This window comes from Chryseobacterium indologenes, from assembly GCF_018362995.1.
Taxonomy (GTDB): Bacteria; Bacteroidota; Bacteroidia; order Flavobacteriales; family Weeksellaceae; genus Chryseobacterium; species Chryseobacterium indologenes_G.
In genome coordinates this window covers 2,902,309-2,924,513 of sequence record NZ_CP074372.1, presented here as the reverse complement: position 1 = coordinate 2,924,513, position 22,205 = coordinate 2,902,309, and the positions used below count along the sequence as shown (strand labels likewise).

Genomic DNA, 22,205 nt, shown 5'->3' with positions numbered 1-22,205 from the left:
TCACAGGCTTATTTTAACAGCAGATCACAAAACCAGAAAACATATTCGCTGTCTTCTTCTTCAGGAGTTGTTTTAGGCTTAGGGTAAGTCTTTTTCACGGTTTCTCCAATTTCAAATTGAACCGGGTTTTTGAAAATAGGTCCATCAAAAGTAAAAGTATGAAACTCTCCGTTTTCTCCGCATGGATCTACATTTTCAGAAAGATCATCTATAAATTTCTGATCAATAATCCGTCCTGCAAAACTTTTATCCAGATAAGTTCCGTTTACACAGGTTACAATGGTTTTAAAACCAAGATCTAAAAATTCACGGATGAGGTTGGATGTATCTTGCTTCCAAAGGGGGAATACGGCTTTCATACCGACAGTATTTAATTGATCTTCTCTGTATTTTCGCAGATCTTCCAGGAAAATATCACCGAAAACGGAATGGGTAATACCCTGAGCTTGAATTCCGGCCATTGTTGTACTCATGATTTGCTGGTATTCTTCCATTGACGGTTCTTTAGGAAGCTCCATTTTAATCAATGGGATTCCGAGACTTTCGGCCTGTTTTTTCAACAGAGAAACATGAACCCCATGCATGGAAATCCTTTGAAATTCTTTATTAATACTTGTAAGGAGCATAGAAATCTCATATTGATCTTCCTGTAGTATTTTATAAAGGGCAAGAGCAGAATCTTTTCCGCTGCTCCAGTTGAATAAAGCTTTTGGTTTCATTGTAAAAATAATCCGTCAAAAATAAGGATTTAAGGATGGTCTTGAATTAAATGATGAAAAATAGTATTTCTTGATTTTTATCAACAATTAAAATAAAAACCTCAAAGAAATCCTTTGAGGTTTAATTTATAAAAAATGTAGGTCCAATTAAGGATTACATATTTCTTCTGTACTTACCACCCACTTCAAATAAAGCATTGGTAATTTGTCCTAAAGAACAGTATTTTACAGCATCCATCATCACTTCAAATAAGTTTTGCTGGTTGATGGCAGCATGTTGAAGTTGTTTCAGAGCTTCTTCAGATCTGCTATTGTTTGCTTGCTGGAAGTTGTGCAGGGATTCAATCTGTGCCTGTTTTTCCTCTTCTGTAGAACGGATAACTTCTCCTGGTAAAACAGTTGGTGAACCGTCTTTTCCTAAGAAAGTATTTACTCCGATGATCGGGTATTCACCTGTATGTTTCAGCCATTCGTAATGCATAGATTCTTCCTGGATTTTTGAACGCTGATACATCGTTTCCATTGCTCCAAGAACACCACCTCTTTCTGTAATTCTGTCGAATTCAGTATATACAGCTTCTTCCACAAGATCCGTTAATTCTTCAATGATAAATGATCCCTGAAGCGGATTTTCGTTTTTAGCTAATCCTAATTCTTTATTGATGATCAGCTGGATTGCCATCGCTCTTCTTACCGATTGTTCAGTAGGAGTCGTGATTGCCTCATCATAAGCATTGGTGTGGAGTGAGTTACAGTTATCATAGATCGCATAAAGCGCCTGAAGAGTTGTTCTGATGTCATTGAAATCAATTTCCTGAGCGTGCAGAGAACGTCCTGAAGTCTGGATGTGGTATTTCAGCATCTGGCTTCTTTCGTCAGCTCCGTATTTTAACTTCATAGCTTTTGCCCAGATTCTTCTTGCTACACGCCCGATTACTGAATACTCAGGGTCGATACCGTTGGAGAAGAAGAAAGATAAGTTTGGTGCAAAATCATTGATATCCATTCCACGGCTTAAGTAATATTCCACATAAGTGAAACCGTTGGCCAGTGTAAATGCTAACTGAGAAACAGGGTTTGCTCCTGCTTCAGCAATGTGATATCCTGAAATGGATACAGAGTAGAAGTTTCTCACTTTCTCTCTGATGAAATATTCCTGAACGTCACCCATTAGTCTAAGGGCAAATTCAGTAGAGAAGATACATGTATTCTGAGCCTGGTCTTCTTTTAAGATATCAGCCTGAACGGTACCACGAACGGTAGCAATCGTTTTAGCCTTAATTTCTGCATACACATCTGCAGGAATTACTTCATCACCCGTTAATCCTAAAAGCTGTAATCCTAACCCATTATTGGATGGAGGAAGTTCGCCTTTGTATTTTGGTCTTTCTAAACCTTTATCATCAAATTTCTCCTTAAGTTTAGCTTCTACTTTAGATTCTAAACCTTTTTCTTTGATATATTTTTCAACATTCTGATCGATAGCTGCATTCATAAAGAAAGCCAGTAGCATCGGTGCAGGACCGTTGATCGTCATAGAAACTGAAGTCAGTGCATTCACCAGATCAAATCCGGAATACAATTTTTTAGCATCATCCAATGTTGCGATAGAAACCCCGGCATTTCCGATTTTACCATAAATATCTGGTGGTAAAGCGGGATCCTGACCATATAATGTTACAGAGTCAAAAGCTGTGGATAAACGTTTTGCAGGCATTTCTGCAGAAACATAATGGAATCTTCTGTTGGTTCTTTCAGGGCCTCCTTCTCCCGCAAACATCCTTGTCGGATCTTCACCGGTTCTCTTGAACGGATAAATTCCCGCCGTATAAGGGAAGCTTCCAGGAAGGTTTTCCTGTCCTTTCCATTTGATCAGATCACCCCAGTCAGTGTATTTTGGTAATGCAATTTTTGGAATTCTCAAATGGGATAAAGATTCTGTAGAAGTTTCTACCTTTATTTCTTTTCCTCTTACAAAATAAGAATAGAATTCTGCCTGGAAAGCTTTTTTCGTATCATCCCAGGTTTTCAGGAAGTCTATATTTTCCTGTTGAAGATTTTTTTCAGCCTTTTGATATTCAGCATCCAAAACCTCATTCGAAATTATATTTTTTACGCCTTCAATATGATACATTGTTCTGGCCAGTTCAGCCTGCTTTTCAATATTAGCGTCATATTGTTTGTTGTTTTCAACGATTTCAGAAAGGTAACGAACTCTTTTTGGTGGAATAATGGTTACCTCGTCTGTAATTTCCTGCTCTACAAATGCGTTTAGTTTTAAATCTGCAAATTTTTCGTTTACTTTAGAAACTAACCTGTTATATAGTTCCGTTGTTCCGTGGTCATTAAACTGAGATGCTTTTGTAGCATATACAGGCATGTCTTCCAATGGGCTTTCCCATAGAAGGTGATTTCTCTGGAACTGTTTTCTTACAGCCTGAAGAGCATCAAGAGCTCCTCTTTTATCAGATTTGTTTAAGGCTACGAGATCTGCGTAGTCTAACATGTCGATTTTTTCCAGCTGGGTAGACGCTCCATATTCAGGAGTCATGACATACATAGAAACATCGGCAAAATCTGAAACTTCTGAACCAGACTGTCCGATCCCTGACGTTTCAAGGATGATGACATCAGGATGAGCCAGCTTCAGTACATTCAATGCAGAATGAATGAATGGAGAAACGGAAACGTTGTTTTCTCTGGTGGCCATAGAACGCATATAAACTCTAGGATCATTGATCGCGTTCATGCGGATTCTGTCTCCTAATAAAGCCCCTCCGGTTTTCTTTTTCGAAGGGTCAATAGAGATAATGGCAATTTTTTTATCAGTATTTGAACGTAAGAAACGTCTTACCAATTCATCTGTTAAAGAAGATTTACCAGCTCCTCCGGTACCTGTAATACCAATAATTGGAATAGTTAAATCTTTAGACTTTTCGTCAATTGCTTTTACAAGCTCAGGTTTTTCTTCTGAGAAGTTTTCAACAGCAGAGATAATGCTGGCGATGCTTGTTGAGTTTTCAAAGCTGATAGCATCCAGATCTTTTGCAGTTACATCTTTTCCTGTAGCAAAATCTGATCTGTGTACAAGATCATCAATCATTCCCTGAAGTCCGAGCTCACGGCCGTCATCCGGTGAATAAATTCTGTCTATTCCGTAAGACATCAGGTCCTTGATCTCTTCCGGAAGAATTACACCGCCACCGCCGCCAAAAATTTTGATCTGAGGTGAATTTTTTTCTCTCAACAGGTCATAAATATATTTGAAATATTCGTTGTGACCACCCTGATATGAAGTTAATGCAATAGCATTGGCATCTTCCTGGATTGCTGTATTTACAACTTCCTCTGCTGATTTATCGTGTCCTAAATGGATCACTTCGCATCCTGTTCCCTGAATAACACGACGCATAATATTGATCGCAGCATCATGCCCATCAAATAATGAGGCAGCAGTTACGATTCTTACCTTGTTGGTTGGAGTATATTTTTGGGTTTCCATAAAAATTCTAGAAAGTTTCTAAGTTCTCAAATATAACAATAAAAAAAGAACCGCGTGTTTGATTTTATCCTTTTGATTGTCAGTTGATTGGTTGTGTCTATTTAATTGTATATCCCCTTTTTGGGTTGGATATCCTGAAAGTTGGGAAACCACAGAGTTAAAACAAGTTGCAGTGACTTCGTTTTCAAAGACACCCATCTTTACATTCTCAAATTAAATTCTCTACTTTTGCAGAATATTTTTACAGACATGCAAAAAGCTTTGATGTACTTCGGATTAGGAACCGTAATTAGCTTCCTGATTAACTATTTCTTTTTAAGTTCAGAGAATATCGGACTTGATATTTATTATGCTGTTGCCTTTGGTGCTGCCTGGGGACTTGCTTACTATCTGGATACACCCAATTTTTCACTGCCTAAGAAATTAGGACTGTCATTTGTAGGGATGGGAATTCTTGTTCTGGCAGGAACTTTAATTTTTAATCTTGAATTAGCGATTCCTTCTATCCTGAAATTTTCTACCGTTTTCGTTGCCTATTATTTATTTGCAAGCTTCAGAGGAAATAAATCCCTTAGAAATTAGTGAAGCATAATAAAGCTTAGGTACATCAATACCATAAACATCAGGAGTAATCCGATATAGTTGATAATAAATAGTAGTAACCCTTTTAGTATACTCGTTCTTTTTTTTGTTTCATATACCCTGTGGTGGGCAACAAAGAAATAGATCATCATATAGGCAGATAATCCTAAGAAGGCTAAAACATATAACAGAGTAAGCCAATTACTGTCCGGCAGATAACTTGTTATCTTTTCTCCTACTATAAATATCAATATTCCTAATAAAAGGAAAGAGAAATAGTGAAGGGTAAATATACCGTGATCAAAGTACCACCATTTCTTTTTGTTGTGAAACAGCCATAAAAAGAAGGCGAATATGGGAAGGTATACAAAGAGTGCTTTGGGAATTGTATGGATGAAGTTCTCCTTATATTTTTCCCAGATCTGATGTTTACTGTAGCCTTCGTCTTTTAAAGCAAATCCTTTCTTTGCAATGGGCCTCATTAATGTATAGATGCCTGTTTTATCTTTCGCAAGAATAGAATCGTACTGTTTCAGAGTATACGCATTCATAAGAGTTGCTTCTTTGGTATCAAATGTACGGTCAAAGAGATCCTTTTTTGCTTCAACATCTTTTATCTTTATAGTATCTGCTGTTTTTAGGGTGTCCAGCGTTTTCTGAGCGGCAGTTGCCACTTCATGAGACAAGACTCCTTCTTTTTGCAAATCTTTTACAATGTCTTTGGAGAGATCTTTCTGTTTTTTTGACTTTGTTTCTACTTTATTGTGGCTGGGTCTTTCTGCTTCCTCCTTGGCGTGAGGTAAGATGTTGGGTAGAAAGAATGTAATGAAACTTATGAATATGTACAGCTTTACAGGAGCCACATACAGTTGCCTTTTACCTGCAAGATATTCCTTGGTAAGTGTTCCCGGACGGGTAAACAGGTATTGCATGGTTTTCCAGAACTGTCCGTCATAGTGGGTGAAATCCTCAATGAAATGAGTAAAGAGAAAATGAAAGGGCTGTCTGCTTTCAATATTTTCCTGTCCGCAGTGGGGGCAAAACCTTTCATCAACCTGATGTCCGCAGTTCAGGCAGGTTTTATCATCTCTTAGTTTTCCGTGGCTCATGAATTATGGAATATGATTGACGCAAATATAATTATTTCAATGAAACTGTAATTATATTAATGGGTTTTACGAAAATCTTTAAAGTAAATTTAATAAAAGAAAGAGTTGAGGGAAAAAACTCTTTGCTATATCATTTGTGTTTTTAGAATCTTCTAAGCGTTTTTTTTCATCGCCACAACAATTTACAAGATGCATGCCAAAATTATAATAGTGTTAAAATCTATTGATATAGGGGTGTGTGGACCTGATTATATAGATAAAATAAAATATGTTTTTGGGTTACAAAAATAATTTGTACCTTTGCACACCCTTTTAGGGGTAAATTATGTTTAATCTTTAACTAAAACGTGTGAATACATTAAGTTACAAAACTGTTTCAGCGAACAAAGCTACTGCGAATAAAGAATGGGTTGTGGTAGACGCTGAAGGACAGCCGTTAGGTAGATTAGCTTCTACGGTTGCAAAGATTTTGAGAGGTAAGCACAAAACGAACTTTACACCTCACGTAGATTGTGGTGATAACGTGATCGTTTTGAATGCTGGGAAAATTACACTTTCCGGAAACAAGTGGGCTGATAAGACTTATATCTGGCATACAGGATACCCTGGTGGACAGAAGTCTATGACTGCGGCTGAACTTCAAAAGAAAGATTCTTTAAAGGTATTAGAGAAATCTGTAAAAGGTATGTTGCCTAAAAACAGATTAGGAGCTGCTATCCTTAAGAACCTTTATTTATATGAAGGAACTGAGCACAAACATGAAGCTCAACAGCCTAAAACAATTAATGTTAACGAATTTAAATAATTAATTATGTCTATAGTTCACAAAATCGGAAGAAGAAAAACTTCTGTAGCAAGAGTTTATGTAAGACCAGGTTCTGGTGTTATTACAGTAAACGGTAAAGATGCTAAAGAATATTTCTCTACAGACGTGATGGTTTACAAATTAAACCAACCGTTTATCCTTTCTGAGACTGTTGGTCAGTATGACGTTACCGTAAACGTATTCGGTGGTGGTAATACAGGTCAGGCAGAAGCTATCAGATTAGGTATTTCAAGAGCTTTATGCGAAATCAACGCTGAATTCAGATTAGCATTGAAACCAGCTGGTTTACTTACAAGAGACGCAAGAATGGTGGAAAGAAAGAAGCCAGGTCAGAAAAAAGCAAGAAAGAGATTCCAATTCTCAAAACGTTAAGATTTCTCGTTGGCAGATGGCTTATGGCTATTGGCTACAGAAATGTATTAAATTTTTTTTAAACTTAATCTCGGCGAAAAGCCCATTGCCAAAAGCAAAAAGCAGACCGCCAATTGCCCGTTACGTTTAGCATCCAAACGCTTCTCCCATCTAAAGAAGTTGTTGATTGTTTAAAAGACGGAAAGTAAACTAACAAAAACAGAAAACATGGCAAAAGCAAATGTAAAAGACCTTTTAGAGGCTGGCGTACACTTCGGTCACATGACTAGAAAGTGGAACCCAAATATGGCTCCATACATTTTTATGGAGAAAAACGGTATTCACATTGTAGACTTACATAAAACAGCAGTTAAATTAGATGAAGCTTGCAGTGCTTTAGAAAAATTAACTTCTGCAGGTAAAAAAGTTCTTTTCGTAGCTACTAAGAAGCAAGCGAAAGAAGTTGTTGCAAAACACGCTTCTGAACTTAATATGCCTTATATTACAGAAAGATGGCCAGGAGGTATGTTAACGAACTTCGTTACTATCAGAAAGGCTGTAAAGAAGATGAATGCTATCGACAAAATGAAAAAAGACGGTACGTTCGAAACTTTATCTAAAAAAGAAAGATTACAAGTTGACAGACAAAGAGCTAACTTAGAAAAGAACTTAGGTTCTATCTCTGATATGGTTCGTCTTCCTTCTGCAATCTTCGTTGTAGATATCTTGAGAGAACACATCGCTGTAACTGAAGCTAAGAAATTAGGTATTCCAGTTTTCGGTATTGTTGATACAAACTCTGACCCTAGAAAAGTTGACTTCGTTATCCCAGGAAACGATGATGCTTCTAAATCTATCGATATGATCTTGAGCATTGTTTCAGAATCTATCAAAGAAGGTCAGTCTCAGAGAAAAGCTGATAAAGAAAAATCTAAAGAAGAAGGAGAAGTAGTATCTGCTGATAAAGATGCTGACTTCGATGCAGAATAATTAAAGATTTTCTTTAATATAGGAAAAACGCTGGATTTAGGTCCAGCGTTTTTTTATTGTTCATACTAAGGTTTCTTAGGGCATACCATAAGGTCAGGCAGATTAGGATCGCCACTAGGAATAATTACTCCAATTCTGCATACACCGCCGCAACACATTTCTCCGAGCTCCATGCTACAGCCATCCATACAGCTTCTGTATCCTCCTTTAATTGTTCTTAGCTCATTTCTTGAGACTTTTTTTAAATTTTTCATGGTTTTTAGTTTAGTTTTTTTCCTACTCTATATGCTTTTCGGATACCGCAATTATATTTCTAAATATATGGAAATATTTGTTATGTGTGTGATTTGCAATAAGATATTTTTATTTTACTTGGCTTAAACATTTAATGACGGGATTTGTGATTATTTTCACATTGTTTCCAAAGCAATGTAATGAACCTTGATAACCTCTCCTGGATGTTCAGATGACGTTTTTAGAAAGTTTAGAAGTAGGGTTGGCTTTACTTAAAAAAACTTCAGAAATGGCTTGTTTTGGATTTCAAATAAATGCTAACTATATATTATATTTTAAATGCATTTATTAAAAATAAAAACCCACAGAATCCTGCGGGTCGTATGTTAGTTTGAAAGCTTTATAGAATATGAGGTTGTAATAAACTTTGTAGACTGATAGGTGGAATTGCATAAAACTCCGGATAACCTGTAATTCTGATTTTTAGGAACCATTGTGTATCCTATTTTCCCCGCGCCAATAGGGATTTTCTTGAAGAAATTATTCCCGCTTACCGTAAGGACCATATTGCATGGAGATTTATTTTCTACTGAAATAGAAGTCTTCGGGTTTTTCGGATCATCACTGTTAAGAAGATCATTAAGAACGTCTGCTGTTTCCGGCTTAAAGGTCTTTATCAGTTCATTATATTCTCTTTCTGTATTGGCTCTGTTACCTGAATTGCTGGTAGAGGAAGGGTAGGGGCTTCTTCCCGGATAGTTGCCATAATTTACATTACAGCTTGCAAGGATCACTGAGATCCCGGCAAAAACTAATAGTTTTTTCATACTAGTTTACTTTTTGGTTTTTCTTTTTTTCGAAGACTCCTTTGCTTTGGAAGTTTCCTTTTTAGCAGGCTTTACCTCAGTTTCAGGAAGTCTTGGATTATCAATCGTTACAAATATACTTTTTTTAATGTCTTTCCGGGAGATGTATTTCATATCGCAGATATTACTGCTGAGCGTATATGAACCCTTATTAATTACAACGAAATTTTCTCCGCGAGCAGGGACAGCAAGGTTGTAATAATCTTTTCCTTCAATCCTCAGTACGATATTGCAGTCTGAATTATTTTTGAATAAGAGTATCGCTTCCTTGCGCGTAATATCTTCATTGAACATTGCATTCAGAAGCTTTACTGTTTTTTCTTTGTGCTCAGCAGAAGTTTCAGCAATGAGCTTTTTAAATTCCTCAGCATCCTCTGAATAAGGATTTCTCATGATGCTTTTAGGAATATCGGAGATAATAGGCCTAGCTTCCATAGGTTTGGCGGTACGAGCTCCTTTGGTCCACTCTGCGTTTTTTAAAGCGATAAGCTTAGGCTTCAGTACGCTTTTCTTCGGGTCATCCGGATGGGTGTTCTTAATATACTCTTCAATTTCTTTAATATCAACGCTTTTCAGGATGTCTTTATTTACTTTCTTCTGAGCAGATATTAAGTTGGGGAACAGAAATATGAAAAATAAAAAGGTTAAAAGTTTTTTCATCAATTGTTATTTTTACTTCATCAGCTTATCCGGAATTTAATGTAAGTAATTGTTTTTCCTTTTGCTGAGAATAGTTCTTCATAATAAGTTTTGATATCTCTAAGGTGCTTCGTATCAGGATCATATTCCGGTGCTCCATAGATGTCATGATGGGCGCTGATGATTTCATAGCCAGCTCCCTGCAAATATCCCAGTGTATATCCATGTAAAAACTCTGAATCGGTTTTTAAATGAATAATCCCGCCCGGTTTCAGAAACTTTTTGTATCGGTTTAAGAAATCAGGGTGAGTCAATCTGTGCTTTGTTCTTCTGTACTTAATCTGTGGATCCGGGAACGTAATCCAGATTTCATCTACTTCATTTTCAGCAAAAAAATGATCAACAAGCTCGATCTGTGATCTTAGAAAAGCGACATTAGTCATATTGTTATCTACCGCTTCTTTAGCACCAAACCAAAATCTTGCTCCTTTAATATCAATTCCGATAAAGTTTTTTTCAGGAAATGTTTTTGCGAGTCCTACAGAATATTCTCCTTTTCCACACCCTAATTCCAATACAATCGGATTGTCATTTTTAAAGAAATTTTCTCTCCATTTTCCCTTCAGTTCAAAACCTTGTAAAGCGTCTTCCCTTGTAGGTTGGATTACATTCGGTAATATTTTGTTTTCTGCAAATCTTGCTAATTTATTCTTGCCCATTGAGTTATAAAATGAGTGCAAAAATAGTGAAAATTTATGGAGAATCTCTGCCTTTTGAAGGTAAAAGACAGAGAGGTAATCCGTTTATGATTAGACTATTGACTTCCTAAAGCCACCATGATAGGTCTTTGTATTGTCTTTTGTGATGCATATTGTGCCCCGCAAACCAAACTGGTGAAAAGATATTGGCCCTTTTCTATAACAATTGAGCCTTCGCCCTGGGCGGGAACAGCAAGTCTGTATTTGGTAGTCCCTACACCTTCCATTCGTACAATAATATTACAGTCTGATTTATTTTGAATCAAAACAATGCATTCTTTGGCATTGGGATCGTTATCAAATAAAGAGTTGAGGATTTTTACAGTTTTATTTTTATGTTCTACGGGAGAAACCGCCATAAGCATATTAAATTCTTCAGCTTCTGCATTGGGAATTGCTGTATTGGCTGCTGCATTTACAACAAAAGTATTCTGGGCAGTACTTGGAGTATAAACGGTAGTAGGTTGTTTTGCTGCCAGTTCTGCTTTGTATTTTGCTATCTGCTTTTGTTTGATGATAGCATTCATTTCATCAAAAGTGATCTTTGTGGAAGGCCTTCTCTTCAGCATGGCAAGCATTTCCTGCATATCTTTTACTTTCTGATCGGCAGGATGTGCATTTTTGATGTATTCCTTCATCATTTCCATTACCCTTGGTTTCAGTACAGACCTTCGGGGATCATCAGGATGGGCATCTCTTAAGAAAGCGTTGATCTCATAGATATTATTACTTTTCAGAATATTACTATAGTCTTTCCCTTTTTTTTGAGCAGACACAGTAAAGAAAAACATACAGCAAAGAAGTAAAAGTACTTGTTTCATTAATTAATATTAAGTTTAAAAATAGGTGCTTCTCTCTTAATTTGCGTTTTGGGTTGGTTAGTTTTTATTTGGATAACGAAATACAAGTAATTTTATTTTAAACACTTGTTTGTGAGATAAAATTAAACATATTTTTGAATATTGAAGAATGATATGCAATAAAAGTTGAATAATCTGTATCGGATGCAGTGTGGAAGGGGAGCACGACGGGATTTCCTTTTATTTCAAAAAAAAATAATCCATGTGAAGACATGGATTATTTATATATGTTGGAATTATTTTTCTAATTATTGCTTACAACCTCCTGAAGATGTGAACTTCTAAGTCTCTTCTGATAAATTGGCAGATATTTTTCAATAGGAATCTTCACCGCTTCAAAGTTTCCGGCTAATACATATGCCTGAATGTTTTCAGAGGTATAAACAAATTGAAGGAAGTTATCAATTAAATTTTCAGGAATTTTAAACTTTGTAAAGTAGTCTTTCCCCAGATAGTTTTTGATCTGTGCAACGGAGCTGTTCATTCTTTCATAGGCCTGATAGCGCTGTTTTTTCTTTCTCTCACCTGAAAGAATATCATAGATGCTTTCAAGACTGAAGGTAAGCCCGCCATCTCGTAATCCGGCAACAGGAAGTTCAGGAGGAGTTCCGTCTCCTTTCGGTTCAGGAAGCCCGATTACTTTCTTAAGAGCATAGGCCTTATCCTCTTTTCTTAATGAATTGACATCATACCGAAGGTTTCCAGTAGGTTTGAATCTGCTGAGTACAATTTCCTGAATCTCATAGTAAGCAATCTTAAGCTCAACCAGATTTTTTTGTACCATGGATTGAGGCGTTAGCTTAATATCTTTTCTTTCAGTAACAATAGAAGTAAACCGGATTACATCTCCGGTATTGGCAGGGATATTAAAATTACCATTATAGTCCGTAAGAACGGTTTTCTGGGTGTTCAGGTTTGTGACATATACCTGATTGAGATATAAAATAGAGTTGTCTCTCAGAAATACCTCCCCGGAATATATTTGAGCATTAATTTTTGCCAGAAAAACCAATAGCAGTAGAGTAAACAGTTTCTTCATATAATGCGCAAAATTACATAGAAATAAAGCAATTTTCCCTAGTTAGATAAAGAATAGTGGTTAAAGTTATATTAAACTTTAACATTAAACTGTTAAGGACTGTTAGAAATTTATAATTCCCTTAAAAAAGAGTGTATATACATAAAGAAGCCGGAAGAAAGAATACTGAATTTTCAGCAGTGCTTTCTTCCGGCTTCCTTTTTATCTATGTTTTACAAGCAGCCAGCTCGAGTATTTTACAGTGAGGGATGAACCGTATTCTGTCCAGGTGATGAAATACCAGTAGGTTGCTGTAGGCACGTATCTTCCACCTATTCTTCCGTCCCAGGTATATCTGTTTTCCGGAGTTCCTCTGAAGACTTCCGCACCATACCGGTCAAAGATCCTGAATACAAGATTATCATTGGCCATTAAAGCAGAATAGTCTATTCCTTCGTTATAACCGTCTCCATTCGGAGTAATGGTGTTGATAAGGTTGATAATGGCAAATGGTTTCTTGACTTCTTCACACATTTTAGAGTCCCTTACAAATACATTGTGTGCTCCTCTTGGTACATTGTAGAAAATATTGGAACTCTGCCACACCACACCGTCCAAAGAGTATTCATAAGGAGGTGTGCCGCCACTTACTCCGACTTTTACCGTTGTCCCATCAATTTCTATAGACGTAATCATAGGAAGAGGGAGTTCAGTAACATTTACATACTGTTTGTAAACACAACCATTGAAAGTGAGTTCTACCCAATAACTTCCCGGTGCTACATTGGTGATGGAAGGAGTCGTAGCTCCGGTGCTCCACAAATACCTTTCAAAACCGGGTCCTGCATCCAGCGTGGTAGTAGTTTTAGGGCATATCGCCTTATCTTGTAATACATCCGATTTTTTAGGAACTTTAATATTGATTTTAAGAGTGCCTACTTCCGGGCAGACTCCATTTTTTTCGAAACGGATATAATAAGTCTGGGAAGTTGTAATATTAACTGGGGATGAAACAATATTTACATTATTCTGAGCATCTGTCAATGTTGTGTGAAAAGTGAAAGTAACGTTGGGATCTAATGTAAACTGAGGAATAAACTGCGCTAAGTTCACACTTTTAACTCCATCCAGATCATCATCACAAACACTTTCCGTAACGGTTTTGGTAATCAATGTTACTTTAGCTCCAATACTGAACTGTAAAGGCTTGATCACAGAAGCACAGCCGTCAGGAGAATCTACTCTGATGTAAATTGTAGTTGTTGCCGTATAACTCCAGCTGTTAGAAAGTGTATTATTGTTTCCTGCGTTAGCATCTGCCAGGTTTGCATAATATCTTACATTGGTAAAATAGTTAGGATTATTGAGGACAATAGGGGTGATGTTGGAAAGTATGAGAGTAACCGTTCCATCCAGATTATCATCACAGAAAACACCATTATAGTTATCCAGAACAATTGCTTTATTGAAAAGAGATAATGTAATTTGTGCAATACTTTTACATCCAATATTGTTTTTGACAACAGCGTATATGATAGTCGCATTCGGTGCTGTATATGATGTTGTATTGGTGATTAATGCTGTGGTGTTTTCATTCTGAGCATCTGCCAGAGTAGGATAATAAGTGATGGTAACAGGAGAATTGTTGGTGACGTTGGCTGTAGTCAAATTGAACGTTCCCTGTCCGTTTATATCACAGGCAGATAACGTGGTGTTCATTACCGTAAGAGCCTGAATGTTGATGGTAACTGTTATCGTTTCGCAATCCGGGAAGTCCGGATCATTTCCGCAGAATGTATAAGTGAATGTGTCTGTTCCGGAGGTGCCAGGAGTATTTACAGTATAAGTAATGACTCCTGTAATAGGGTTTATCATTGCAGTACCCAAAGCAGGAGCTGTTGTAATCGCTACCGTACCTGGAACAGGAGTTTGTGATGAGCTGCTGAAAGCAGGTGTTATAGTCTGCGAAGTACAAACGTTGTAAGATGCATTCGTAAGTTTTGTACAATTCAGAACCTTAAATTTTTCAGTAACCAAAGGTGCACAGCTTCCCATTGTTACAGAACATGTATAATATCCGGGTAATGTAGGGGTAATTGAAGATGCCGTAGCTCCAGGAACAAGGGTGCCGTTTCTATACCATTGATAAGAGTCATAGATCAGAGGATCCACAGTAAGAACAATACCGGGAATACAGCCAACACCTGATTGTAAAATAACGGGCTGCGTAGGAAAACCAGCGAAAAAACCTCCGTATCCTACGGCGTCACTTCCGGCAGTGATTCCTGCCATAATAGCCTTATTTGAAACTACTGTAATGGTCCCTGTCACATTGGGAATTCCATAAGTAACCCAGTTGGTGGTGCCTGTCATATTGTAAGGGCCTGTTATTGCAGGTGGATTGGCTCCGTTTACTGTAATAATAGCTCCTCTTTCTGTTATAAGATTCAGTTTTGTCGGGATGTTCAGAATACCTCCGGGATTACCATTAGAATGAACAAAATTTTCATTGATAAGTCCTAGTTCATTAATCTGTTTCGGTAAGTAACAGTTCAAAGCCGGAATGAAATTGAATCCCCCGGTCGCCGTTTCATTTCCCGAATTTGAATCTCCGGCTAAAATCTGGTAGACATAAGCATTTTTTGATGTTTTTAAATATAAATTATAATGTCCGTTTCCCTGAAGGATATATTTTGAATCAGGAATAACGAAATATTTCCCGGCATTAATGGTCGCTACAGGAGGTATTTCATTATTAACAAAGATCTGAGTATTGTCTTCAGTGGCAATAACAACAGCACCTTCCATATTGGCACCTATCGGTCCGTTACCTTTTACCAGAGCAAATTCATTTCCAAGTCTATTGACAGGAACTGCCTGGTCCATTAAAATATCAGAACTGGAAGGGAAATTTCCTGCATACTGTCCGTTAAAATTTCCATTAGTGACATTGATGGGCTTGTCTGAAATAATTTTGGAGCCGATGAAACCATCAGAGTTTCCTGCTATATCCCCGATTCCGTCAATGATATAAGACTGTCCTTTATTTAAAGTGAAAGTCATTGTCGGATTGGTTGCTCCGGTAGTTCCGTTAGAAAATTGAACCGTAGGGGTGTATCCGGAGATGGTAACAGTTGTGTTATCTTCAGTTGCCAGTACACTGGTCATAAAGTTCAGAATATTATTGCTCACTGTGATGGGAGCGGAGGCTGCGTAAAACGATTTTCCTGTGGAAGGAATCCCTTTGGAAGTAATAATTTCAGCGTGGTTGAATACCGAGAACCTTAAATTGGCATAAAAAGGAAATTCTGCTTTAAGGTATAATCCTTTGGTTGTAGGGGTGAATAAATCCGTCTGTTGCGTGGTAATAATATAATTCCTTAATACATCGAATTTCTGCGGATTATTTTTACTGATATTCACCGTTCCGATCAGAACATTATTATTATAAATATTTACCGGAAAAGGAGTTGTTCTGCTGGTGGATAAATACAGTTTCTGATAAGGATTGGGTGCGCCAGTCCTGTCTACCATCGGAGCAAACCAATGCTCCCGGTCCAATTGGGCAAAAGCAGAGGTGAAAATATAAAATATAAATAAAAAAGATAGAATTTTCTTCATTCAGTAGTAGTATTTATCACAAATTTAACAATAAAAAGTATTAAATGCTTGAAAATGTAATAAAAAAGCCACGATTATGAAATCGTGGCTTATCATTATGGTTTTAACTAATTATTACTCTCTGTTTTTAACAAGAATCCAGCCTGTATATTTTACTGGAGTCTTTTCTTTGTTGGATTCATTCCAGTTGATATGGTACCAGTATGTTCCTGTTCCAATTTTCTTATCAAAGTGTTTTCCGTCCCATCTGTAGTTGTTGAATTTATTTCCGGTAAATACCATATTTCCATATCTGTCATATACTACAAAACTTAGGTTTTCTTTGTAAGCTAGTTCGCTGTAATCTATATAATCATTTACGTTATCTCCATTAGGGGTAATGGCATTCAATAGATTAGGAACTGTAATTTCTACGGAAGTAGGGGTACAGTTGTAGAAATCTTTTACATAGAATGTATGCTGTCCTCTGCTTAAACCTGTGAAGACATTTGAATCCTGCCAGTTAGCAGTTCCGTCAACCGCATATTTTAGAGGTGCTTTACCTCCGCTTACAATTACTGTTGCTGTATTGTTGTTGATCTCAATCGTCTGGATTACCGGATCTTCAACTTTTTTAACTTTTACTGTCTGAGTAAGGAAACATCCGTTTTTACCAAGTATTACAGTATATTCTCCAACACCAATATCTCTGATACCTGAAGTAGTAGCGCCTGTGCTCCATTGGTAAGAGTCATATCCGGAACCTGCGTCCAGATTGGTTTTAGCATCCATACAGATATACTGATCTACCAATATCGGAGATTTTTTGATTGGAAGTACAATCAACTCGATTTTTGCATTGGCCGTACATCCTTCAGCTGTGGTTACTTTTACATATACAAATCCTCCTGTTGAAGGGAAGTTATCCGGTGTTGTGATTTCATTGATACCAGCTGTAAGGTCATTTAATGTACGATAGTATTTCTTAGTAACGGCATTATAATCTGTCACTTTCGCTTTCGTAAGATCAAAATAAGCATAAGGAGCTACATCATACCAACATGCCTTAATAGAGGTGTCCGTTACAATGAATGGTACTACAGTAAGGTTGAGTGTTACCTGCTCACAATCTGTAAACTCAACAGAGTTTCCACAGAATTTATAAACTATTTTATCCGGTCCTAAATATCCAGGATTTGGGTTGTAAGTGATTGTTCCGTTTGGATTAACCACGGCTGTTCCTTTTGTAGGAGGAGTTATAATTACTACTGTACTTGGTACCACGGTCTGTGTAGACGATGTAAACGCAGGAGTAATGATTTTAGTAGAACAAGCATTAAGCGTTTGAGTTGTTTCTTTTAAACAAGTTTGTACTTTATAGATAGGAGTTGTCACAGGTGGACATGTTCCCATTGTTACTTTTACAGTATAGTTTCCTGATTGTGTAGGAGTGTAAGTGTAAGAAGTAGCACCCGCAATGACTACTCCGTCACGGTACCACTGATATGTTTCATATCCGTCATCCAGCTCAAGAATAATTCCCGGTACACATTCTCCTGCTTTTTTCGCAATTACAGGAATTGATGAGAACCCCGCAAAGTAGCCTCCGTATCCTGCTGAACTGAATCCTCCGTTGATACCAGCTGTTACAGCCTTTGTAGAAGTGATTTTAATATTTCCGCTTACTCCGGTGATTCCATATGTTACCCAGTTAGTATTTCCTGTTACAGGATATGGTCCGTCTGTAGCTGCAACTGGGGCGTCATTTACCATTACAGTTGCTCCTGTCTCTGTCAAGATATTTAATTTTACAATAATATCCTGAACTGCACTGGCTCCTCCTGAGCCAATAGGCATCTCATTGATCTTTCCGATTTCATCAATTTTTCTCGGAAGGAAACAGTTCAATGGTGGTATATAGTTAAATCCGTTTGTAGCATCACTTCCCAGAATTCCAATAAATTGGTATAAGTATACATTTTTAGTCGTCGAAATAAACATGTTTGAATGTCCTGAAGTCCCTTGAGCCACATAGCTGGTTTCATTAATTCTATACCATTCTCCGGCAGCAAGTGTCGCAACGGAAGTTCCTCCGCCATTTAAAAACACTTGAGTGTTATCTTCAGTAGCAACAATAAGACCTCCCTCCATATTTAAATTGGGAGCAGTAGATCTTGTTTTCACCATTGCAAAAGTATTTCCAAGTCTGTCCACCGGTACAGATTGATCCAGAACCGGATCACTTCCTGATGTACTGGCAGAGAAGTTGGCATTACAGCTTCCGTTGGTAAGGGTTATTGGCTTATCAGAAACTATTTTTGCCCCAATAAAACCCGTTAGGTTTCCAGATTGAGTTCCAGATCCTGCAAGAATAAAAGACTGGCCTTTCTGCAATGTAAAGGTTTGGGTGTTTCCTGTAGGACTTCCATTAATGAAAACGACTCCGGCAGTAGGGTTCCATGATACTGTTACATTGGTATTATCTTCAGTAGCAAGCACTCCTGCTGTAAAGTTCTGAATACTGCTGGTGTAGGTATTGGGAGCAGCAGCAACGAAAAATGTTTTTCCAATTCCTGCTTTTCCTTTACTGGTAATTACTTCCCCGTGAACACTTTGGGCAAGTCTTAAACTACAGTAAAAAGGCTTTGCTGCTTTTAAATACAGCCCTTTATTACCAACAGTGAATGCTTCTGTAGTTGTAGTTGCACTGATAAGGCTATTGGTAACCTTGTAGGTTTGTGGGTTACCCTTACTAATGGTAACGGTAGTTACCGGAGCATTGTTATTGTATATGGTTACATCAAAGGGGGTGGGTGAGTCAGTAGACAAATAGATCATGTTGGTATAAGTATTACCACCATAACTATCATAGTAAGGAGCAATCCAATGCTCTGTATCCCTTTGTGCAAAGAGTGTATTAATTGTCAAAAAAATTAATACCAGACTGAGTAGAAATCTTTTCATGTGTATGGAATTAGGATTTCTACAAAATTAAAATAAAAAATGAAATACCTTTAATAAAATATAAATAAATGTTAAAAAATATTACCGATTTTTAAATAAAAGCCATCCTGAGTATCAAACTGGTAATTGGGTTTCAGGCAGTTTATCTGAAAATCACAATATATCCCTTTTACAAGACTTATCTTATCTGATTTTCCGGGACAGAAATAATTCCTATCAGAAAATCTATGACATAATGCTCTTATGAGCCATCAATTTTAATGGTGACAACTGGTTGGTTTGGTACGAATGTCTGCTTGTGTATTATTTTGTAATTAAAAGATTTTGTAAATAAAAAAATCCCGGTGAATTTGGACTGCACCCAAAAAGTTAGACACTTTTTAGGGGCAGTCCAAATTCACCGGGATTCAATATTTTTTTTGAAGATGAGCTTATAGGCTTACTCTTACAAATCCTGTTACTTTTAGATCTGCATTTACAGATTTTACATAGTCAGCAACTGAGATACTTCCGTCTTTAATGAAGTCCTGGTGTACCAAAGTGTTGTCTTTGTAGAATCTCTGCATTTTACCTTTAAGGATATTATCGATAATGTTTGCAGGCTTACCTTCTTCAGTAAGTTTGTGTCTTTCGATTTCTAATTCTTTATCGATAGTCTCTTGAGAAACTCTTGTTTCGTCCAAAGCGATTGGGTTCATAGCAGCAACCTGCATAGAAACAGCTTTAGCAGCTTCATCAGCTCCGTCTACTTTAGCAGAAAGAGAAGAGATTGCAGCGATCTTGTTTCCAGCGTGGATGTAAGCTCCTAAGAAATCTCCCTGGATTCTTTCGAAAGATCCGATTTCGATTTTCTCACCGATAACTCCTGTTTGCTCTACTAATTTCTCAGCAACAGTCATCCCGTGGAAGTCAGTAGCTAAAAGTTCTTCTTTAGTAGCAGCGAAGATAGCCATCTCAGCTAATTCGTAAGCTAGCTCGATGAAAGCTTCATTTTTAGCAACGAAGTCAGTTTCGCAGTTTAGAGAGATTACTACACCTAAAGTGTTGTCTTCGTTTACTCTTGCGATTACTGCACCTTCAGCAGATTCTCTGTCAGCTCTGTTAGCAGCAACTTTTTGTCCTTTTTTTCTAAGGATATCTACCGCTTTTTCGAAGTCTCCTTCAGCTTCAACTAGAGCTTTTTTGCAGTCCATCATACCTGCACCTGTTTGGTTTCTCAATTTTGCTACGTCTGCAGCAGCTGGTGTATAAGACATAATATCTATTATTTTTTTTATTTAAGATTAGTATTAATTTTTAGCTTAAATTTAGAGCAGTGCAAAGATAATGATTTTAATGATAAACTAAAAAATGACTTTTCACGTTATTAATATATTTAATACTATTTTAAAGATTTGATTAATGAAAAAAATCTTATTCCTTCTATTTATATGCATTTTCTCACTTGGTTTTTCCCAAAAAAAGAAAAAAACAAAATCAAAAGCTGTTGTTGAAAAAGAAACTGTAATTATCTATACAGAGCAGGAAGCTGAGATTTCAAAAGAAGCCAGAGTGATTGCCGGCTTTTTGAAACAGAATCCGGGACATGCTAAAACAGATTATTTTAAAAGAAAACTGATTGATATAATCATGGCAGGTAATTCTCCTGAAGCTAAACCTACGATTAGACCGATCAGCAAAGATAAAATTGAAAACATCGTTAAGAATAATGAGCTAAACAGCGGTAAAACTATTGCTGCAAATAAAACGTATACGGCAAACGGAAAGCCTGTTTCCAATAACACTGCAGCGGCTATTGAAGCCTTAAAAGAAGAAAGAAGAACAACCACCTTTGCATCAGTAGGTTCTGCAAAAAGTGCCGGGACTTCTAAAGCAGGGCCAAGTGAAGAAAATAAAAGAACAGCAGCAATGCTTACACATCTTTTTAATAATGATATTAACAAAAACGAAGCATATATCAATATTAAAAACAGATCTGCCTGCAACCTTATTGTAAAGATAAGTGGTAAAAAATATTATAACCTGAGTGTTCCTGCAAAAGGAGAAAACTTCATTCTGGTAGATAAAGGAGAGTATATAATGACAACAATGGTATGTGATGCAAAATATTCTGCTCCGAAGAAGATTACCCAGGATATTGAAATTGCACTGAATGTTGCAGAATAAAAAAGATAGAAGAAAGCTAAAGAAAAAAGGTTAAGAAGAGATTCTTAACCTTTTTATTTTTTATCCTTTAAACTGACCCATCGCAATGAATTTATCCTGTCTCTGGGTTTCAAGCTCCTGTCCTGTAAATTTGGAGAAAGCTTTGATATTCTGTAAAATTGAATTTTTCAGGTTTAAATATGTCGTCTCCTGATCATACTGAGCTCCACCAAGTGGCTCTTCGATTATTCCGTCGATGAACTTTTCTCTTAAAGCATCTGCTGGAGTAAGGTTCAATGCATTGGCTGCATCTTCCTTGTGATCCCAGTTTCTCCATAAGATAGAAGAACAGCTTTCCGGTGCAATTACAGTATACCATGTGTTTTCCAACATATATACTTTATTTCCAACACCTATTCCTAATGCACCACCACTGGCACCTTCTCCGATGATGTAAGTGAAGATAGGAGTTTTCAGCTGAACCATTTCAAAAATATTTCTTGCAATAGCTTCTCCCTGTCCTCTTTCTTCAGCTTCCAATCCCGGATAAGCTCCCGGTGTATCCACTAAAGTTACCACAGGAATATTGAATTTTTCAGCAAGCTTCATTAGTCTTAAAGCTTTTCTGTATCCCTCAGGATTTGGCATTCCAAATCTTCTGTACTGTCTCTCTTTAGTTGTTCTTCCTTTTTGAGTCCCTATGATCATTACTCTTTGACCATCAAGGGTAATCAATCCTCCAATCATTGCCGGATCATCAGCGAAATTTCTGTCTCCATGAAGTTCTAAGAAACTGCCTTTGTCTGCCATCCCATTAATATAATCCAATGTATAAGGACGATCTGGGTGACGGGACAGTTGTACTCTTTGCCAAGGTGTAAGATTTCCATAGATTTCTTTTTTCTTTTCTAAAATCTTATCCTCAATCTGGCTGCATGCTAATTTTACATCAACACCACTTTCTTCTCCTACTAAAGAACACGTCTGGTATTGATCCATCAATTCTTTGATAGGAAGTTCGAAACTTAAATATTCCATTTCT

General features: G+C 37.0%; 18 protein-coding genes. 5 read left to right on the top strand and 13 right to left on the bottom strand.

What is annotated here, in order from left to right; translation table 11 throughout:
- Nucleotides 1-8: 8 nt before the first annotated feature.
- Nucleotides 9-719 (bottom strand): diphthine--ammonia ligase, encoded by a 711-nt coding sequence (locus tag DYR29_RS13220; protein WP_213277245.1) that lies wholly within the window; start codon nt 717-719, stop codon nt 9-11.
- Between the two features lie 154 nt (nt 720-873).
- Entirely contained in the window at nt 874-4,221 is a 3,348-nt protein-coding gene (locus DYR29_RS13215; protein ID WP_213277244.1) for a methylmalonyl-CoA mutase family protein, read from the bottom strand.
- 249 nt (nt 4,222-4,470) lie between these two features.
- Here DYR29_RS13215 and DYR29_RS13210 point away from each other — a divergent pair, with 249 nt between their 5' ends.
- Nucleotides 4,471-4,803, top strand: coding sequence for a hypothetical protein (locus DYR29_RS13210; RefSeq protein WP_213280627.1), 333 nt, complete (start codon nt 4,471-4,473; stop codon nt 4,801-4,803).
- Here DYR29_RS13210 and DYR29_RS13205 read toward each other — a convergent pair.
- Nucleotides 4,800-5,912 (bottom strand): DUF3667 domain-containing protein, encoded by a 1,113-nt coding sequence (locus DYR29_RS13205; RefSeq protein WP_213277243.1) that lies wholly within the window; start codon nt 5,910-5,912, stop codon nt 4,800-4,802. The two genes, DYR29_RS13210 and DYR29_RS13205, sit on opposite strands and share 4 nt — an antisense overlap.
- Before the next feature lie 349 nt (nt 5,913-6,261).
- On the opposite strand from DYR29_RS13205, the gene rplM reads away from it, so the two are divergent.
- From rplM to rpsB, 3 genes are all read left to right on the top strand, one after another.
- Nucleotides 6,262-6,717: a 50S ribosomal protein L13 gene (rplM, locus tag DYR29_RS13200; protein ID WP_027375420.1), complete on the top strand. Its 456-nt coding sequence runs from the start codon at nt 6,262-6,264 to the stop codon at nt 6,715-6,717.
- Nucleotides 6,718-6,723: 6 nt separating this feature from the next.
- Complete coding sequence (rpsI, locus tag DYR29_RS13195; protein WP_047385930.1) at nt 6,724-7,110, top strand: 30S ribosomal protein S9; 387 nt, start codon at nt 6,724-6,726, stop codon at nt 7,108-7,110.
- Between the two features lie 207 nt (nt 7,111-7,317).
- A complete protein-coding gene (gene rpsB, locus DYR29_RS13190; RefSeq protein ID WP_047373581.1) occupies nt 7,318-8,079 on the top strand; it encodes a 30S ribosomal protein S2 in 762 nt (253 codons plus the stop codon).
- A 65-nt stretch (nt 8,080-8,144) separates the two neighbouring features.
- Here the strand turns inward: rpsB and DYR29_RS23045 are convergent, their stop codons facing one another.
- The 9 genes from DYR29_RS23045 to tsf form a co-directional block, all read right to left on the bottom strand.
- Nucleotides 8,145-8,333 carry a bacteriocin-like protein gene (locus DYR29_RS23045; protein WP_156121119.1) on the bottom strand — a complete coding sequence of 63 codons (189 nt, stop codon included), beginning with the start codon at nt 8,331-8,333 and terminating at the stop codon, nt 8,145-8,147.
- A gap of 366 nt (nt 8,334-8,699) precedes the next feature.
- Nucleotides 8,700-9,140, bottom strand: coding sequence for a DUF6759 domain-containing protein (locus DYR29_RS13185; RefSeq protein WP_213277242.1), 441 nt, complete (start codon nt 9,138-9,140; stop codon nt 8,700-8,702).
- Between the two features lie 6 nt (nt 9,141-9,146).
- On the bottom strand, nt 9,147-9,839 hold the full coding sequence (locus DYR29_RS13180) for a DUF6759 domain-containing protein (protein ID WP_213277241.1): 693 nt from the start codon (nt 9,837-9,839) through the stop codon (nt 9,147-9,149).
- Between the two features lie 20 nt (nt 9,840-9,859).
- Entirely contained in the window at nt 9,860-10,537 is a 678-nt protein-coding gene (trmB, locus tag DYR29_RS13175) for a tRNA (guanosine(46)-N7)-methyltransferase TrmB (RefSeq protein ID WP_213277240.1), read from the bottom strand.
- A gap of 95 nt (nt 10,538-10,632) precedes the next feature.
- Nucleotides 10,633-11,397: a DUF6759 domain-containing protein gene (locus DYR29_RS13170; RefSeq protein WP_213277239.1), complete on the bottom strand. Its 765-nt coding sequence runs from the start codon at nt 11,395-11,397 to the stop codon at nt 10,633-10,635.
- Nucleotides 11,398-11,680: 283 nt separating this feature from the next.
- Nucleotides 11,681-12,475, bottom strand: a complete 795-nt coding sequence (locus DYR29_RS13165; RefSeq protein WP_213277238.1) for a hypothetical protein — start codon at nt 12,473-12,475, stop codon at nt 11,681-11,683.
- Between the two features lie 201 nt (nt 12,476-12,676).
- Nucleotides 12,677-16,075, bottom strand: a complete 3,399-nt coding sequence (locus DYR29_RS13160) for a T9SS type B sorting domain-containing protein (protein ID WP_213277237.1) — start codon at nt 16,073-16,075, stop codon at nt 12,677-12,679.
- A 114-nt stretch (nt 16,076-16,189) separates the two neighbouring features.
- Complete coding sequence (locus tag DYR29_RS13155; RefSeq protein WP_213277236.1) at nt 16,190-19,018, bottom strand: gliding motility-associated C-terminal domain-containing protein; 2,829 nt, start codon at nt 19,016-19,018, stop codon at nt 16,190-16,192.
- A gap of 431 nt (nt 19,019-19,449) precedes the next feature.
- Nucleotides 19,450-20,274, bottom strand: coding sequence for a translation elongation factor Ts (tsf, locus tag DYR29_RS13150; protein WP_047385945.1), 825 nt, complete (start codon nt 20,272-20,274; stop codon nt 19,450-19,452).
- A gap of 145 nt (nt 20,275-20,419) precedes the next feature.
- Here tsf and DYR29_RS13145 point away from each other — a divergent pair, with 145 nt between their 5' ends.
- Complete coding sequence (locus tag DYR29_RS13145; RefSeq protein ID WP_213277235.1) at nt 20,420-21,184, top strand: DUF6759 domain-containing protein; 765 nt, start codon at nt 20,420-20,422, stop codon at nt 21,182-21,184.
- Between the two features lie 60 nt (nt 21,185-21,244).
- Here the strand turns inward: DYR29_RS13145 and DYR29_RS13140 are convergent, their stop codons facing one another.
- Nucleotides 21,245-22,201 carry an acetyl-CoA carboxylase carboxyltransferase subunit alpha gene (locus tag DYR29_RS13140; protein WP_213277234.1) on the bottom strand — a complete coding sequence of 319 codons (957 nt, stop codon included), beginning with the start codon at nt 22,199-22,201 and terminating at the stop codon, nt 21,245-21,247.
- Nucleotides 22,202-22,205 lie beyond the last annotated feature (4 nt).